Consider the following 16,766-nt stretch of genomic DNA (forward strand, 5'->3'; position numbering starts at 1 on the left):
ATCCTGCCTGGTTCGGCCCCGGGAACGGGAACTGAGTAAAGCTTCGGTAAGTTGCATGAGTGGGCTCTACGATCGCTGAGCCTGCTCCACCCATAGCGACTCCACAGCGAACTTAGAGGTGCGCACCTTGGCTTTCCAGATGCCGGACCGCGGCGGAGGCCCCTCCGGGCCACGGATCAAAGTGGGCCGACCCTCCCGTCGGGTCCGGAACCTGCTCCTGACGTTGGGCGTGCTGGCCGTCCTGGCCATGCTCTTCGTCATGTTCGCGGGCTTCTGGACGGACTGGCTGTGGTACAGGTCCGTCGAGTACTCCTCGGTCTTCACCAGGACCCTGTGGACCAAGATCGGGCTGTTCACCGTCTTCGGGCTGCTGATGGCGGCGGCCGTAGGTGTCAACATCTGGCTTGCCCACCGACTGCGGCCGCCGCTGAGCGCCATGTCGATGGAGCAGCAGAGCCTCGATCGCTACCGCATGAGCATCGCGCCGTACAAGAAGTGGATTCTGCTCGGGATCACCGCCCTGGTCGGGCTGATCGCCGGTGCCTCCGCTTCGGGCCAGTGGCGCACCTGGATGCTGTGGGTGAACGGCACGGCCTTCGGTCAGCGGGACGCCGAGTTCAACATGGACATCGGCTTCTTCATGTTCGACCTGCCCTGGTACCGCTTCCTGCTCGGCTTCGGGTTCGCCGCCACGGTGCTCGGGCTGATCGCCGCCGCGCTGACCCACTACCTGTACGGCGGGCTGCGGATCACCACGCCGGGATCGCGGGCCACGGCGGCCGCCACCGGGCACCTCTCGGTGCTGCTCGGCATCTTCGTGGCGCTCAAGGCCATCGCGTACTGGTTCGACCGGTACGGCCTGGTGGTCAAGTCGGGCGACCTGAAGAACGCCGACAACTGGGTGGGCCTGCGGTACGTCGACGCCAACGCCTACCTGCCAGCCAAGACGATCTTGTTCTTCATCGCCATCATCTGCGCGGTGCTCTTCTTCGCCACCCTGTGGCGGCGCACCTGGCAGCTTCCGCTGATTGGCTTCGGCCTGATGGTGCTCTCCGCCCTGCTGATCGGTGGCCTGTACCCGGCGATCGTGCAGCAGTTCCAGGTCAAGCCGAATGAGCAGGCCAAGGAGACGCCGTACATCAAGAAGAACATCGACGCGACCCGTGAGGCCTACGGGATCGCCGATGTGAAGGCGGAGGACTACGCGGACGAGGGAGGAAAGCGGGACCCGGAGGAGCTGCGAAAGACCGCCGACGGGACGGCCAGCTACCGCCTGAACGACCCGAACATCGTCTCGCCCACCTTCCAGCAGCTCCAGCAGGAGCGTAAGTACTACCAGTTCCCGACGACGCTGGACGTGGACCGGTACAACGGCCAGGACACCGTGATCGGTCTGCGTGAGCTGGACCTCGACCGGGTCGACCAGCGCAACTGGATCAACCAGCACTTCATCTACACCCACGGCTACGGCGCGGTCGCGGCCAAGGGCACGGACATCCAGGAAGGTTCCGAGGGGACCCCGGACTTCACGTCGTCGGGTCTGCCGACCACCGGCGACTTCGCCGAGGACTACCAGCAGCGGATCTACTTCGGCGAGAAGACCACCCAGTACTCCATCGTCGGCGGGCCCCAGAAGGAGCTCGACTTCGAACAGGCAGGTGGCCAGAAGACCTACAGCTACACCGGCAAGGGCGGGATCGACCTCTCGAACCCGCTCAACCGCGCGGCGTACGCGGCGGTCTTCAGCGAGCCGCAGATCCTGTACTCGGGAGCGATCGGTGAGGGCTCCGAGATCCTGTACAATCGCACGCCCAAGGAGCGTGTCGAGGCGGTCGCCCCGTGGCTGACCATCGACGGCGATGCCTACCCGGCGGTGATCGGCAACAAGGTCCAGTGGATCGTCGACGCGTACACCACCAGCAACCAGTACCCGTACTCGTCGCGCACCACCCTGGGCGACACCACCGCGGACTCGCTGACCGACGACGACAGCCAGCGGGCCGTCGTCGCCCAGGAGAACCGGGTCAACTACATCCGTAACTCGGTGAAGGCCACCGTCGACGCCTACGACGGCACGGTGCGCCTCTACGAGTGGGACGAGAAGGACCCGCTCCTGAAGACCTGGAAGAAGGCGTTCCCGGGCACGGTCAAGGACAAGGCCGACATCCCCGCGGAGCTCAAGGAGCACATGCGGTACCCGCAGGACATGTTCAAGGTCCAGCGTGAGCTGCTGAGCACCTACCACGTCACCAGCGCCACGCAGTTCTACAACGCGAGTGACGTGTGGCAGGTGCCCAACGACCCGACGAGCAAGGGTGACACGGCCGTCCCGCCGTACTACCTGTCGCTGCGGATGCCCGGTGACGACGCGCAGAAGTTCTCGCTGACCAGCACCTACACCCCCAGTGGACGCCCACACCTGGCTTCCTACATGGCGGTGGACGCGGATGCCAACAGCGAGGACTACGGCACCATAAGGTTGCTGCGGGTCAAGGGTGACAATGTCGACGGTCCGGTCCAGTGGCAGAGCAAGCTCAGTTCACGGCCGGACGTACAGGAGTTCATCCGGAACGCGGAGACGTCGAAGTCGAACATGATCTTCGGCAATCTGCTCGCCGTGCCGATGGACGACGACTTCCTCTACGTCGAGCCCATCTACGTCCAGGGCAGCAACGCCCAGTACCCGCTGCTGAAGAAGGTCGCGGTGTCCTACGGCGGCGAGACGGCCTTCGAGAACGACCTGAAGTCCGCGCTCGACAAGGTCTTCGGCGCCAACGGCGAGGAACCGAAGGAGCCGGAAGAGCCGAAGGAGCCAGCCGAGCCCGGTGAGGAGCCGGGTGCCGAGGAGCCGCAGGACCCGACGGTCGAGAAGGCCTTCGACGACGCCCAGAAGGCGTACGAGGAGGGCCAGAAGGCGCTGAAGGACGGCGACTTGGCCGGGTACGCCAAGGCGATGGACGAGCTGGAGAAGGCCCTTGAGCGGGGTCGCGCGGCCCGTGACAAGGAGGACGGGTCAGGCGGCGACTGACGCGGTCTGAGCTCCCCCTCGCGCCGTGGTACGGTTTGAACACAACGGCGCGGGGTGGAGCAGCTCGGTAGCTCGCTGGGCTCATAACCCAGAGGTCGCAGGTTCAAATCCTGTCCCCGCTACTGACGACGAAGGCCCGGATTCTCAACGGAGAATCCGGGCCTTCGTCTTGTGCGTGACCACCTGGGTGCGCGACCGTACGGCCGCCGCTCACCCGTCAGTTGGCAGATCTGTGTTTGACTTATCTCTCTGTGGGCATGTCGACAAAACGCTGAAGTGACCTCACTGGCCGCGGTATACCAGGTGTACCCAGGTTGCAGGTGGTGCGACGATGGATGGTATGGGGGACAGGACGACTCTGTTGGAGACAGGGCGACTTACGCGGTCCGCCGACCGGGAGGACCCCGGTGAGGCGGCCGAGGATGAGGCGCGCCATCGGAGCGCCGCCGAGGCGGGCGACACCGCTGCCATGAGCGTTCTCGGGGCACTGCTGCTGCGCCGCGGCGACCTTGACGGTGCCGAGTCCTACCTGCGGGCCGCCACCGCCGACGGCGACCGCGCCGCCGCGAACAACCTCGGCGTCCTGCTGCACCAGCGTGGGTACGGGGACGAGGCGGCCGGCTGGTGGCGGATCGCCGCCGTCGCGGGTTCCGCCGCCGCCGCGCACGCGCTGGGGCGCTATCACCGCGAGCGCGGCGACGAGCCCGCCGCAGAGTACTGGCTGCGCCAGTCCGCCGAGCAGGGCCATGTGCTGGGCGCCTACGCGCTGGCCGACCTGCTGGAGCACCGCAGCGACGTCGGCGCGGAGCGCTGGATGCGCACCGCCGCCGAGCGCGGCCACCGGGAGGCCGCGTACCGCCTGGCCCGCGCGCTGGAGCGGCGGGCCGCCGCCGAGCCCGCCGGGCGCGAGCGCCCGACCGTGCGCCGTGGCGCACCGGACCGCGCGGCGGGTCGCGCCGTCATGTTCGGCGCCGAACTGCTGCGCACCGCGCAGGTGGTCGTCGACGGCGCGCCGGGCGCGGGGGTCGAGGACCCCGCGGTGCCCACCGATCCCGCGCGGGGCGCGACACAGGGGCCCGGGCGGGTCTCTGGGGGACTGCGGGCGACTGCTGGCCTCACGCAGGCGGCGGCTTCTCACCGGACCGGTTCGCAGCCGACCGGTGCGCACCAGTCCGGAGGGCACGAGTCTGGAGCGCATCAGACCGGATCGCATCAGACCGGCCCCCACCCCAGGGGACCCCGGACCGGGTCGCACGCCACGGGCGCGCACGGCGCGCCTGGCGCCGCCGGGCTCACTCTCGCTGAGGAGATCGAGCAGTGGTACCGCCAGGCCGCCGCGCGCGGCCACCGCAGGGCCGCCCTGCACCTGGGCGCGATCCTGGAGCAGCGCGGCGAGCTGAGGGACGCCGGACGCTGGTACCTGTCCGCGGCCAGGGACGGCGAATCGCGCGCCGCCTGCGCGCTCGGCTTCCTGCTGCGCGACGCGGGCGACGAGGAGAGCGCGTCCGTGTGGTGGCTCAAGGCGGCCCAGGACGGCGACGGCAACGCCGCCAACGCGCTGGGCGCGCTGCACGCCGAGCGCGGCGAGACGCAGACCGCCGAGCGCTGGTACCGCGCCGCGATGGACGCGGGCGACGTGAACGGCGCGTACAACCTCGCGCTGCTCTGTGCCGGGCAGGGCCGCACCGTCCAGGCGGACCAGTGGTACCGCCGCGCCGCCTACGCGGGGCACCGTGAGGCGGCCAACGCGCTGGCTGTCCTGCTGCTGCAGGTCGGCGACACGGCGGGCGCGGAACCCTGGTTCTCCAAGGCCGCCGAGGCGGGCAGCGTGGACGCGGCGTTCAACCTCGGCATCCTGCACGCGGGCCGGGGCGAGGAGAGCTCCGCTCTCAGCTGGTACGAGCGGGCCGCCACGGCCGGTCACACCGAGGCGGCGCTGCAGGTCGGCATCGCCCGGCTCCGCGACGGTGACCGGCAGGGAGCCGAGCGCCATCTGCGGTGCGCGGCGGGCGGCGGCAGCCCCGAGGCCGCCTACCGACTCGGCACGCTGCTCGACTGCCACGCGCAGTCGGATGTCGTACTGGGCGAGGCGGTCACCGGGAAATCGGAGTGCGAGGAGTGGTACGAGCGCGCCGCCGAGCAGGGCCACCGGCGCGCCCAGGTCCGGGTCGGCATGCTCGCGGCCGCCCGCGGTGACGTGGTCGAGGCGGCCCACTGGTACCGCACGGCAGCCGAGGCGGGCAGTCGCAACGGCGCCTTCAACCTCGGTCTGCTGCTGGCCCGGGAGGGCAGCGAGCCGGAGGCGCTGCTGTGGTGGACCCGCGCGGCGGAGGCGGGACACGGGCGCGCGGCGCTCCGCCTCGCGCTGCTCTGCGCGCGCCGTGGCGAGCTGGCCGAGGGGCAGCGCTGGTGCGATCGCGCCGTGGACCTCGGTCCCGCGGAGGTGGCCGAGCGGGCGGCGCGGCTGAGTGAGGCGCTCCAGCAGGAGCTGACCGCGTAGCGGCGCGAGGAGCAGCCAAGGGGCGGCCGGGAGAGGTCGCCCCTGCCCGCCGTCACACCGCGCCGCGGGCTGTCCGGAAGGGATTTGCGCTGGTCGTAGGCCTCGCGTAGTGTGGTGTTCACCGACGCGGGGTGGAGCAGCTCGGTAGCTCGCTGGGCTCATAACCCAGAGGTCGCAGGTTCAAATCCTGTCCCCGCTACTGAAGGCTAAGGCCCGGATTCTCGTAAGAGAATCCGGGCCTTAGTCGTACCCCGGCACGCGTCTGTACGGACGACGAAGCCCCCCCGCACCAGTCCGGTGCGGGGGGGCTTCGCGGTGGCCGGGAGGCCGAAGGCTCAGGCGGCGGCCGCGCAGTTCGGGCAGACGCCGCGGTAGGTCATCTCGACGCCCGAGATCGTGAAGCCGAAGCGCTCGGACGCCGGGAGGTCGGAGAGCGGGTCACCCGAGGGGTGGACGTCCCGGATCGCGCCGCACTGGGCACAGACCAGGTGGTGGTGCGGCCGGTGCGCGTTCGGGTCGTAGCGCTTGGCTCTGCGATCGGTCGATACCTCGAGTACTTCACCGAGTGTGACCAACTCACCCAGCGTGTTGTAGACGGTCGCCCGGGAGATCTCGGGCAGTCTCGTCACAGCACGCGCGTGGACCTCGTCGGCCGTCAGATGGACGTGCTCGCCGTCGAGGACCTCGGCCACGACACGCCGCTGGGCGGTCATACGCCAGCCGCGTCCGCGCAGTCGTTCCAACAGGTCACTCATGGGGGTCAGCCTAGCAGCCAAGGGGCCTAAGTCCTGAACAGGTGTGAGTCTGGATGCTTCCTCGATGTGGATGCTTGCTTGACTTAGACATTGTCCATTGTAGGATCGAAACCGGTATTAGCCAGGGACAGGCTTCGCAGTAGACGACGCAGGAGGCGCACATGACGCAGGGACCGCTCACCACAGAGGCCGGGGCGCCGGTCGCCGACAACCAGAACAGTGAGAGCGCGGGCGTCGGCGGCCCCGTCCTGGTCCAGGACCAGTCGCTGCTCGAGAAGCTGGCGCACTTCAACCGCGAGCGCATCCCGGAGCGCATCGTGCACGCCCGCGGCGCCGGCGCGTACGGCACCTTCACCCTCACCCGTGACGTCTCGCGGTGGACCCGGGCGAAGTTCCTCTCCGAGGTCGGCAAGCAGACCGAGACGTTCCTGCGCTTCTCCACCGTCGCGGGCAACCTCGGCTCGGCGGACGCGGTGCGCGACCCGCGCGGCTTCGCGCTGAAGTTCTACACCGAAGAGGGCAACTATGACCTCGTCGGCAACAACACCCCGGTGTTCTTCATCAAGGACGCCATCAAGTTCCCGGACTTTATCCACACCCAGAAGCGCGACCCGTACACCGGCTCCCAGGAGGCGGACAACGTATGGGACTTCTGGGGTCTGAGCCCCGAGTCCACGCACCAGGTGACCTGGCTCTTCGGTGACCGCGGCATTCCGGCCACGCTGCGCCACATGAACGGCTACGGCTCCCACACGTACCAGTGGAACAACGCGGCCGGTGAGGTCTTCTGGGTCAAGTACCACTTCAAGACCGACCAGGGCATCAAGAACCTCACCGCCGCCGAGGCCGCCAAGCTCGCCGGTGAGGACCCGGACAGCCACCAGCGCGACCTGCGCGAGTCGATCGAGCGCGGTGACTTCCCGTCCTGGACCGTGCAGGTCCAGATCATGCCCGCGGCCGACGCGGCCAGCTACCGCTTCAACCCGTTCGACCTCACCAAGGTGTGGCCGCACGCGGACTACCCGCCGATCGAGATCGGCAAGCTGGAGCTCAACCGCAACCCGGAGAACATCTTCGCCGAGGTCGAGCAGTCGATCTTCAGCCCCGCGCACTTTGTGCCGGGTATCGGCCCGTCCCCGGACAAGATGCTCCAGGGCCGCCTCTTCGCGTACGGCGACGCGCACCGCTACCGCGTCGGCATCAACGCCGACCACCTGCCGGTGAACCGCCCGCACGCCACCGAGGCGCGCACCAACTCCCGCGACGGCTACCTGTACGACGGCCGCCACAAGGGCGCGAAGAACTACGAGCCGAACAGCTTCGGCGGCCCGTTCCAGACCGACAGGCCGCTCTGGCAGCCGGTCACCGTCACCGGTGACACGGGCAACCACGAGGCGCCCAGCCACGCCGAGGACAACGACTTCGTCCAGGCGGGCGATCTCTACCGGATGATGTCGGCGGACGAGCAGGCACGCCTGATCGAGAACCTCGCCGGGAACATCGCGGGCGTCTCCCGTGACGACATCGCCGAGCGCGCGATCAACAACTTCCGCCAGGCGGACGGCGACTTCGGCAAGCGTCTCGAGGCCGCGGTCACCGCTCTGCGCGCCTGAGCCGCCCCGCGTGCTTGACCCGCCCGGTTCGTACGGCGCCCGGGGGGGACCTGATCCCCCCGGGCGCCGTCGCGCTCAGCTCGTCGCCAGTGTCGCCGAGTGATGCTGTCGGCTGGGTGTCCAGCAGCGGATGATGTCGCGTACGGACACGATCCCGACCGGCTCCCGGTCGTCCAGTACGACCAGGTGTCGGAAGCCTCCGTGTGTCATGGCCTCGGCCGCCTCCTCCAGGGTCCACACGGGGGCGGCGAAGACGACGTCGGTGGTGGTGTGGGCGCCTGCTGTCTCCAGGTCAGGGTCCTGACCTGCTCCGATGGAGTTGAGGATGTCGCGCTCGGTGAGGATGCCGAGGGCGCTGGCGTCGGTGTCGAGGATGACCGCCGCGCCGACCCGGCGCGAGGACATCAGTCGGGCGGCCTGGCGGAGGGTGTGGTCGGGGCCGAGGGTCAGGACCAGGGTGCTCATGGCGTCGCGGACGAGCATGGGCTGGAGCCACCTCCTTGGTGAACCCATCCCTTAGACCCCTAGGGAATGGATTCACAAGTTCACAAGTGGGGTCGCTCTTAGAGTGGCAGGCAAACGGAACGGCAACAAGTGGGAGTGCGCGCTCTCAGTACCCGGGGCTCTCGGTACCCGGGCTGTCCGCACCCGCGCTCTCAGTACCGCTGGTTGAGATAACCGAGCAGTTCCTCGTGGAGCTGGCCGTTGGAGGCCGCCGCGTTTCCACTGTGCGGGCCGGGCGTGCCGTCCAGGCCGGTGAAACTGCCGCCCGCCTCCGTCACGATGATCGCGTTCGCCGCCATGTCCCAGAGCGAGAGCTCCGGCTCGGCGCAGAGGTCCACCGAGCCCTCGGCGACCATCATGTACGGCCAGAAGTCGCCGTAGCCACGGGTGCGCCAGCACGCGCGCGTCAGGTCGAGGAAGCCGTCAAGGCGCCCCTGCTCCTCCCAGCCACTGAGCGAGGAGTACGCGAACGAGGCGTCGGAGATCCGCGACACCTGGGAGACGTGCAGCCGGGTCGCGGACGTCAGACTGCGGCCCGTGTACGCGCCCGCGCCCTTCGCCGCCCACCAGCGGCGCCCCAGCGCCGGTGCGGAGACCACGCCCACCACCGGCTGGTAGCCGCCCTCGCCCGCTTCCATCAGGGAGATCAGCGTCGCCCAGACCGGAACGCCGCGTACGTAGTTCTTGGTGCCGTCGATCGGGTCGATCACCCAGCGGCGCGGTCCGGTGCCCTCGATGCCGTACTCCTCGCCCAGGATCGCGTCCCGCGGCCTGGCGCGCTGCAACTGCCCGCGGATCAATTCCTCGGCGTTCTTGTCGGCCTCGCTGACCGGCGTCATGTCCGGCTTCGTCTCGACCTTCAGGTCCAGCGCCTTGAAGCGCTCCATGGTCGCGCGGTCGGCGGCGTCGGCCAGCACATGGGCGAGGCGGAGGTCATCGTGGAAGTCGGACATGGCCGAACAGTATCGAGCGCCGTCCACGTCAGCCACATGGCCCCGACCCTGTCGTGCCCCTTGACAGTGCCGTCAGGCGCGTCAACTCTGGCACCGAGCCGCGGAGCCGATCGGCTGGGAGGCGATGATGCCCGCAGCGCGCGAAGCCTTACTGGAAGCGGCGTACACCGCGCTGCTGCACCGCCCGTGGAGTGCCGTGCGGATGGTTGACGTCGCCGCCACCGCCGGGGTCTCCCGGCAAACCCTGTACAACGAGTTCGGCAGCAAGGACGGGCTGGCCAGGGCCCTGGTGCGCCGGGAGGCCGACGGCTACCTGGCCGGGCTCGACCGGGCGCTCGGCCACGGCGGACTCGAGGCCGCGGCGGAGTGGACGGCGGCCATGGGCCGGGACAACGCCCTGGTGTACGCCATCCTCACGGGCTGCTGGGGGCCGCGACTGCCCGCGCCGACGCTGGCGGCCGTGCCGTCCGGCTCCGCCGTCCCGGCCCAGCGCCGGGTGGACGGCGCGCTTCCGGCACCGGGGGAGCTGATGGCACTCGTACGGGACCGTGCGGTGGCCGCGCTCGGCCAGCCGGGTGCGACGCGGTCCGAGGCGGAGGAGTTGGCGCGGACCTGCGAGCTGGCGATGCGGCTCGCGTTGTCCTGTGTGGTGGCCCCGGCTGACGGCGGGGCGGCCCGCCTCGTCGGCGACCTGCTGCCTCTGCGGGCCTAAGGGGGGCGTCCCCCTAGTGCGCGCCGCCCGAAAGCTGCAAGCCGATGACGCCGACGATGACCAGCGTGATCGAGACCAGCTTCAGTGTGGAGACCACGTCGCCGAGGAAGACCATGCCGTAGATCGCCGTCCCCGCGGCACCGATGCCCGTCCACACCGCGTACGCGGGACCGACATCCAGTCGCTTCAGGGCGAGGGTCAGCAGCCCGAAGCTGCTCAGCGCGAAAGCCGCGAAGGAGATCGTTGGCCAGAGCCGGGTGAAACCGTGGGAGAGCTTGAGAGACACCGCGAATCCGGTCTCCAGTAGGCCAGCGACAATGACCAGCAGCCACGCCATGGTGTGTCCCTCCCGAGCTCAAGTGACCGCTCTGCGCCCGCCCGGCGGGGCTTCAGATCGCTGGATCGTCAGTTGAGATTATGCCCTTACCGTCGGCGTGTGGGGGTAAACACCCGCGGGATCAAGCGGGATCAGCGGGATCAAGCGGGATCAGTCGCCCTCGCGTCGTTCCCTGGTGGCCAGCAGCCTGCGCAGTGAGTACAGCCGTGCCGGGTCCGCGTGACCGTCGGCGACCCAGGAGTCCAGCGCGCAGTCCTGCTCGTCGTGGCTACAGGCGCGCGGGCAGCCCTCGGTGCCGGGTTCCAGATCGGGGAAGGCGTGGATGACCCGCGAGGGATCAACGTGGTGCAGCCCGAAGGACCGTACGCCCGGAGTGTCGATCACCCAGCCCTCGGAGTCCGTCAGCGGAAGCGCGAGGGCGGATGTGGTGGTGTGGCGGCCACGGCCGGTGACCGCGTTCACATGGCCGGTGCTACGCCGCCGCTCCTCTGGTACCAGCGCGTTGACCAGGGTCGTCTTGCCGACGCCCGAGTGCCCGACGAACGCGGTGACATGGCCGTCCAGCAGCTCCTTGACCCGTGCCGCCGCCTCGCCGCCCGCCAGTTCCTCCCGGCTGGTGACGGCGTACGGGACACCGAGCGCGCCGTACGCCTTGAGGAGCGTGTCCGGCGGAGCCAGGTCGGCCTTGGTGAGGATCAGCAGGGGTTCGAGGCCCGCGTCATAGGCCGCCACCAGACAGCGGTCGATGAGCCGTGGCCGGGGCTCGGGGTCGGCGAGCGCGGTGACGATCGCCAGCTGGTCGGCGTTGGCGACGACCACGCGCTCGTACGGGTCGTCGTCGTCGGCCGTGCGCCGCAGCACCGAGGTGCGCTTCTCGATCCGGACGATCCGGGCCAGGGTGTCCTTCTTGCCGGACAGGTCACCGACGAGGGCGACCTGGTCGCCCACCACGGCGGCCTTGCGGCCCAGCTCACGCGCCTTCATCGCCATCACGACGCGGTCCTCGACGAGACAGGTCAGCCGCCCCCGGTCCACGGTGAGGACCATGGCGTCCGCCGCGTCCTCGTGCTTGGGCCTGATGTTCGTACGTGGCCGGTTGCCCTTGCGGTTGGGGCGGACCCGGATGTCGTCCTCGTCGGGGTTCTTGCCGTAGCGGCGCATGGTGTCAGTTGCTCCGGGCCCCGAGCATGTCCGTCCAGAGGCCGGGGAAGTCCGGGAGAGTCTTCGCCGTCGTGGCGACGTTCTCGATCTGTACGTCCTTGACCGCCAGGCCGATGATCGCGCCCGCGGTGGCCATGCGGTGATCGTGGTAGGTGTGGAAGATCCCGCCGTGCAGTCGGCGCGGGCGGATGTGCAGACCGTCGGCGGTCTCGGTGACGTCACCGCCGAGTTCGTTGATCTCCTTGGTGAGCGCCGCGAGGCGGTCGGTCTCGTGCAGCCTCAGGTGCGCGACACCGCGCAGCGTCGAGGGGGAGTCGGCGAGCGCGGCCACCGCCGCGATGCCCGGGGTGAGCTCGCCGACCTCGCCCAGATCCACGTCGATGCCATGGATCGCGCCGGAACCGGTGAACGTCAGGCCCTGCTCGGTCAGCTCGCAGGAGCCACCCATCTCGGTGAAGATCTCCCGCAGCGCGTCACCCGGCTGGGTGGTGCGCTCGGGCCAGTCCGGGATGGTGACCCGGCCGCCGGTGATCAGGGCGGCGGCCAGGAACGGCTGGGCGTTGGACAGGTCGGGCTCGATGACCAGATCGCGGCCGAGCAGCGCGCCGGGGGTGACCCGCCAGACGTTGGGCTCGCCACCGGACTCGGGTGAGTCGACCTGGGCGCCGACCGCGCGCAGCATGTCGACCGTCATCCGGATGTGCGGCATGGAGGGCAGTCGGCCGCCCACATGGCGCACCTCCACGCCCTGGTTGAAGCGCGGGGCGGAAAGCAGCAGCGCGGAGACGAACTGGGAGGACGAGGAGGCGTCGATCTCGATCTGGCCGCCCTCCAGCGCACCGCCGCCGCGCACGGTCATCGGCAGCGCGCCGCGACCGTCGTCGTCGATCCTGGCGCCCAAGCCGCGCAGGGCGTCGATCACGCCGTTCAGCGGGCGCTCGTACGACCTGGGGTCGCCGTCGAACCGGACGTCGCCGTTGGCGAGGGTCGCCACCGGCGGCAGGAAGCGCATGACCGTACCGGCGTTGCCGACATCGACGGTGGCCGGGCCGTGCAGTCCGGAGGGGATGATCCGCCAGGCCTCGCCCGCGCCGTTCGCGCCCGTGGCCGACGAACTGGAGGAGACGGTCTCCTCGATGCCGACGCCCAGGGCGCGCAGTGCCCCGGCCATCAGCAAGGTGTCGCGGGAGCGCAGCGGGCGGCGCAGCCAGCCCGGCTCGGCGGCGAGCGCGGCCAGGACCAGGGCGCGGTTGGTGACCGATTTCGAGCCGGGCACGGGGACCGTCGCGTGGATGGCTCCGCTCGCGAGCGGGGCGGGCCAGAGGGCGGAGTGCGCCGGGTTCTCGGTCATGCCTCTTACTTTAATGGCTCGCACCGACACCGGATCTTGATCAAACATGGCGAAACCCTGTCGAAACAGTGCCCAGGTAGCTGTCCGGGTAGCCAGGTCACCAGCCGAGCAGCCAGCGACCGCCGCCGATCAGCGAGCACACCGAGACGACGTGGAAGAAGAACAGCCACAGTGTCGCGGGTACCCGGGTGAGACGCGCCAGCTGGTCGGCGTCCGAGTCCGAGGCGCCGCTGTGGCTCCGCTTCGCCTGGAGCTCGAACGCCGGTCGTACACCACCGATGAGCAGGAACCACACCACGGCGTACGCGAACCCGGCCTGCACCTCGGCGTCGGCGAGCCAGGACACCAGCAGGAAGGTACCCCCGGTCAGGACCACGGTGAGCGCGCCGTAGACGTTGCGGATCATCACCAGAAGCACGATGAGCAGGGCCGTCGCCAGCCACAGCAGCAGGGTGATGTGATTCGCGGCGAGCAGCCAGGCGCCGCCCAGGCCGAGCAGCGGGGGCGCGGTGTACCCGGAGGCGGCGGTGAGGATCATGCCGATGCCGGTGGGCCTGCCCCGGCTGACGGTGAGGCCGCTGGTGTCCGAGTGCAGCCGGATGCCCTCCAGCGTGCGGCCGGTGACCAGGGCTATCAGCCCGTGGCCGCCCTCGTGGGCGATGGTGATCGCGTTACGGGCTATCCGCCAGGTCCCCTGGGTGATCACCACGGCGAGGGCCGCGACGCCGGTGATGTACACCAGCCACGGTTCCGGGTCGGGCTGGGCGCTGAACACGCGGTCCCACAGGGTGGTCAGGGACGCGGAAGCGAGGGTGATGCTGTCCATTGGGGGGATGAGCTCCTAGCCGCGAGAAAAATTGGCCGGTGCGTAGCACCGTCGTTGCGGGGTGGTGGCCGGGCGACGGGTGGGCCTGGCAGTGTGGCACGTATGTGCGGTAGGTATGCGTCGAGTCGTCGGCCCGAGGATCTCGCGGGAATCTTTGAAATCGATAAGTGGGAGTCGGACGAGACTCTCGCCCCGGATTACAACGTGGCGCCGACCAAAGAGGTTTACGCGGTCCTGGACCGCCCCCTTAAGGACGCCGAGAGCCCCGGTCCGGTTCGCCAGCTGCGCCGGCTCAAGTGGGGACTCGTCCCCTCCTGGGCCAAGACGCCCGAAGGCGGCGCCCGGATGATCAACGCACGCGCGGAGACCCTCCACGAGAAGCCGTCCTTCCGCCGCGCCTTCACCGCCCGCCGCTGCATCCTCCCGGCCGACGGCTACTACGAGTGGGTCACCGGCGAGACGGAGCGCCAGCTGGAGGTCGAGGGGAAGAAGAAGCGGCCGCGTAAACAGCCGTACTTCGTGACCCCGGCGGACGGTTCGGTCTTCGCGATGGCGGGCCTGTACGAGTTCTGGCGGGACCGCACGCTGCCCGACGACCACCCGGGCGCGTGGTGGGTCACCTGCTCCGTGATCACCACGGAGGCGGAGACCGGCCCGCTGGGCGTCGCCCCGGCCGACGGCCCGCGGTCGCTGGCCGATATCCACCCGAGGATGCCGCTCATGCTGACGCCGGACCGCTGGGACGCCTGGCTCGACCCCGCGCGTACCGAGGTGGAGGACCTGCGGCCGCTGCTCGCCCCTCCTCCGGAGGGGCTGATGCGGGCCTACCCGGTCTCGATAGCGGTGAGTAACGTACGGAACAACGGGGCTGAGCTGCTGAAGGAACTGGACGGCCCGGAGGAGGGCACGCTCTTCTGAACTCGTCTCTGAGCTCATCGCGGGGCTCATCTCTGAGCTCCCTCTTCTGAGGTCGTGTCCGGGGCACTATGGCGTGGTGACCCCGAACACAAACCCCGAGATCGTCGAGACCGACGCCGGTGACGCCCGCATCACCTGGCACCCCGCCCAGCGCCCCCGTCCCCGCCTCGTCCTCGCCCTCAGCCACGGCGCAGGCGGCGGCATCGAGTCCCGCGACCTCCGCGCGCTGGCCGCCGAACTGCCCGCGCACGGCGTCACCGTCGCCCTCGTCGAGCAGCCCTGGCGGGTCGCGGGGAAGAAGGTCGCCCCCGCGCCCAAGACCCTGGACGTGGGCTGGCGCGACCTGTGGCCCGCGCTGGCGCGCCCCGGCCTCCCGGTGATCTCCGGGGGCCGCAGCGCCGGAGCGCGCGTCGCCTGCCGTACGGCGACGGAGCTGGGCGCCTGTGCCGTACTGGCTCTGAGCTTCCCGCTGCACCCCCCGGGCAAGCCCGAGAAGTCCCGCGCCGACGAACTCCTCGGCGCCGGGGTGCCGACGCTGGTCGTCCAGGGCGGCAACGACCCCTTCGGGAAGCCCGCGGAGTTCCCGAAAGGTTCCTACGACCTGGTGGAGATCCCGTACGGCGACCATGGGTTCGCCGTAGCCAAGAAGGCGCCCATCGAGCAGGACGAGGCTGTGGCGCGTATCACCGAGGAAGTCACCGCCTGGGTCAAGGGCCTTCGGGAATGTTGAGGCTGTGTTCGATGTTGTCGGGGACGTCGGTACGAAGCACAGTGTGAGAGGGAGTCCGCCGCATGGGTTCGACCATCTGCCCGTCAGTCGATCGCCACCGCCCTTCGGCGGCCGCGTCGCCAGCGACTCCTTCTGATCGCCGCGTCAAGGCCGCTGACCTGGAGAAGTCCATGCTGGCAGCGGCCAAGACCGCTCGTATTCGAGCGGCGGGCAGGCGGGAACGTCGTCTATCCTCCGATTCGAGCGGGTCCGGTACCGGTCTCGCCACATCGTTGGAGGAGGTGGGTCCGGTCACTGGGACCGACGACGGCCGAGTGGAAGAGACGGCAGAGGAGTCGGCTACCGAGCGCAACGCCCGCTTCGAGGCGACCGCGCTCGAGTTCCTCGACCAGATGTATTCGGCCGCCCTGCGCATGACGCGCAACCCGGCCGACGCGGAGGACCTGGTGCAGGAGACCTACGCCAAGGCGTACGCGTCCTTCCACCAGTTCCGAGAGGGCACCAACCTCAAGGCCTGGCTGTACCGCATCCTTACCAACACCTTCATCAACTCGTATCGCAAGAAGCAGCGCGAACCCCAGCGCAGCGCCGCCGAGGACATCGAGGACTGGCAGCTGGCGCGCGCGGAGTCGCACATGTCCACCGGTCTGCGCTCCGCCGAGTCGCAGGCCCTGGATCATCTGCCGGACTCTGACGTGAAGTCGGCGCTCCAGGCGATTCCCGAAGAGTTCCGTATCGCGGTCTATCTGGCAGACGTCGAGGGCTTTGCCTACAAGGAGATCGCGGACATCATGGGAACACCCATCGGCACGGTGATGTCCCGGCTGCACCGGGGCCGCCGTCAACTGCGCGGCATGCTGGAGGACTACGCCCGTGAGCGCGGGCTGGTTCCGGCGGGCGCGGCTCAGGCGTCGAACGATCGGAAAGGCTCAGGCTCATGAGCTGCGGAGATCCGCATGAGACGGACTGCTCAGAGGTCCTGGACCACCTCTATGAGTTCCTGGACCGAGAGATGCCCGACAGCGACTGCAACAAGTTCGAGTCGCACTTCGAGGAGTGCTCTCCGTGCCTGGAGAAGTACGGCCTCGAACAGGCGGTCAAGAAGCTGGTCAAGCGCTGCTGCGGGCACGACGACGTACCGACCGATCTGCGGTCGAAGGTCATGGGGCGGATCGACCTGATCCGCTCGGGACAGGCTGTGCCCGACCAGGACATCACGGCCCAGGACTTCACGGCGTCGGCTGATCTGCCGATCGCTGGCAACGAGGCCTAGCTCGGGCCTGGTTCCCGTTCGGGGCAGCGGTCCGCTGTCACCCGAAGGTGCTAATCCACGGCCGCAGAGCCGGGCGAATCCGACGTAGCCCTCTCCCGCCGCGCG

At 69.5% G+C, this 16,766-nt stretch carries 15 protein-coding genes and 2 tRNA genes; 10 read left to right on the forward strand and 7 right to left on the reverse strand.

Annotation, left to right across the window (positions count from 1 at the left end; translation table 11 throughout):
- Positions 1-139 precede the first annotated feature (139 nt).
- The 4 genes from GCN81_RS19920 to GCN81_RS19935 all read left to right on the forward strand — a co-directional run bounded on the left by GCN81_RS19920 (position 140) and on the right by GCN81_RS19935 (position 5,727).
- A complete protein-coding gene (locus GCN81_RS19920; RefSeq protein WP_156726293.1) occupies positions 140-3,028 on the forward strand; it encodes a UPF0182 family membrane protein in 2,889 nt (962 codons plus the stop codon).
- A gap of 48 nt (positions 3,029-3,076) precedes the next feature.
- Positions 3,077-3,150 (forward strand) — tRNA-Met (locus GCN81_RS19925).
- Between the two features lie 218 nt (positions 3,151-3,368).
- A complete protein-coding gene (locus GCN81_RS19930) occupies positions 3,369-5,528 on the forward strand; it encodes a tetratricopeptide repeat protein (RefSeq protein ID WP_156725966.1) in 2,160 nt (719 codons plus the stop codon).
- A 125-nt stretch (positions 5,529-5,653) separates the two neighbouring features.
- A tRNA-Met gene (locus tag GCN81_RS19935) sits at positions 5,654-5,727 on the forward strand.
- Positions 5,728-5,863: 136 nt separating this feature from the next.
- On the opposite strand, the gene GCN81_RS19940 is transcribed toward GCN81_RS19935, so the two are convergent.
- On the reverse strand, positions 5,864-6,283 hold the full coding sequence (locus tag GCN81_RS19940; protein ID WP_156725967.1) for a Fur family transcriptional regulator: 420 nt from the start codon (positions 6,281-6,283) through the stop codon (positions 5,864-5,866).
- 161 nt (positions 6,284-6,444) lie between these two features.
- On the opposite strand from GCN81_RS19940, the gene GCN81_RS19945 reads away from it, so the two are divergent.
- The gene (locus tag GCN81_RS19945) at positions 6,445-7,896 is read left to right on the forward strand and encodes a catalase (protein ID WP_156725968.1); all 1,452 of its coding nucleotides are present in this window, start codon (positions 6,445-6,447) and stop codon (positions 7,894-7,896) included.
- A gap of 75 nt (positions 7,897-7,971) precedes the next feature.
- On the opposite strand, the gene GCN81_RS19950 is transcribed toward GCN81_RS19945, so the two are convergent.
- Positions 7,972-8,379, reverse strand: a complete 408-nt coding sequence (locus tag GCN81_RS19950) for a CBS domain-containing protein (RefSeq protein ID WP_156725969.1) — start codon at positions 8,377-8,379, stop codon at positions 7,972-7,974.
- Between the two features lie 173 nt (positions 8,380-8,552).
- Positions 8,553-9,353 (reverse strand): histidinol-phosphatase, encoded by an 801-nt coding sequence (gene hisN, locus GCN81_RS19955; RefSeq protein ID WP_156725970.1) that lies wholly within the window; start codon positions 9,351-9,353, stop codon positions 8,553-8,555.
- Between the two features lie 124 nt (positions 9,354-9,477).
- On the opposite strand from hisN, the gene GCN81_RS19960 reads away from it, so the two are divergent.
- On the forward strand, positions 9,478-10,065 hold the full coding sequence (locus tag GCN81_RS19960) for a TetR/AcrR family transcriptional regulator (RefSeq protein WP_156725971.1): 588 nt from the start codon (positions 9,478-9,480) through the stop codon (positions 10,063-10,065).
- A gap of 13 nt (positions 10,066-10,078) precedes the next feature.
- Here the strand turns inward: GCN81_RS19960 and GCN81_RS19965 are convergent, their stop codons facing one another.
- The 4 genes from GCN81_RS19965 to GCN81_RS19980 all read right to left on the reverse strand — a co-directional run bounded on the left by GCN81_RS19965 (position 10,079) and on the right by GCN81_RS19980 (position 13,740).
- A complete protein-coding gene (locus tag GCN81_RS19965; protein ID WP_156725972.1) occupies positions 10,079-10,402 on the reverse strand; it encodes a DMT family transporter in 324 nt (107 codons plus the stop codon).
- Positions 10,403-10,552: 150 nt separating this feature from the next.
- Positions 10,553-11,563 carry a ribosome small subunit-dependent GTPase A gene (gene rsgA, locus GCN81_RS19970; RefSeq protein ID WP_156725973.1) on the reverse strand — a complete coding sequence of 337 codons (1,011 nt, stop codon included), beginning with the start codon at positions 11,561-11,563 and terminating at the stop codon, positions 10,553-10,555.
- A gap of 4 nt (positions 11,564-11,567) precedes the next feature.
- Positions 11,568-12,914, reverse strand: a complete 1,347-nt coding sequence (aroA, locus tag GCN81_RS19975; RefSeq protein WP_156725974.1) for a 3-phosphoshikimate 1-carboxyvinyltransferase — start codon at positions 12,912-12,914, stop codon at positions 11,568-11,570.
- A gap of 97 nt (positions 12,915-13,011) precedes the next feature.
- The gene (locus GCN81_RS19980; protein WP_156725975.1) at positions 13,012-13,740 is read right to left on the reverse strand and encodes a M50 family metallopeptidase; all 729 of its coding nucleotides are present in this window, start codon (positions 13,738-13,740) and stop codon (positions 13,012-13,014) included.
- A gap of 102 nt (positions 13,741-13,842) precedes the next feature.
- Here GCN81_RS19980 and GCN81_RS19985 point away from each other — a divergent pair, with 102 nt between their 5' ends.
- The 4 genes from GCN81_RS19985 (at position 13,843) to rsrA (ending at position 16,661) form a co-directional block, all read left to right on the forward strand.
- Complete coding sequence (locus GCN81_RS19985) at positions 13,843-14,658, forward strand: SOS response-associated peptidase (RefSeq protein WP_156725976.1); 816 nt, start codon at positions 13,843-13,845, stop codon at positions 14,656-14,658.
- A gap of 76 nt (positions 14,659-14,734) precedes the next feature.
- Positions 14,735-15,388, forward strand: coding sequence for an alpha/beta hydrolase family protein (locus GCN81_RS19990; RefSeq protein WP_156725977.1), 654 nt, complete (start codon positions 14,735-14,737; stop codon positions 15,386-15,388).
- 281 nt (positions 15,389-15,669) lie between these two features.
- Entirely contained in the window at positions 15,670-16,329 is a 660-nt protein-coding gene (locus GCN81_RS19995) for a sigma-70 family RNA polymerase sigma factor (RefSeq protein WP_197287713.1), read from the forward strand.
- The gene (rsrA, locus tag GCN81_RS20000) at positions 16,326-16,661 is read left to right on the forward strand and encodes a mycothiol system anti-sigma-R factor (RefSeq protein WP_156725979.1); all 336 of its coding nucleotides are present in this window, start codon (positions 16,326-16,328) and stop codon (positions 16,659-16,661) included. Before GCN81_RS19995 ends, rsrA begins: the two co-directional genes overlap by 4 nt.
- Positions 16,662-16,766: the final 105 nt, after the last annotated feature.

It is taken from the genome of Streptomyces apocyni, assembly GCF_009739465.1.
In the GTDB taxonomy this organism is placed as follows: Bacteria; Actinomycetota; Actinomycetes; order Streptomycetales; family Streptomycetaceae; genus Streptomyces; species Streptomyces apocyni.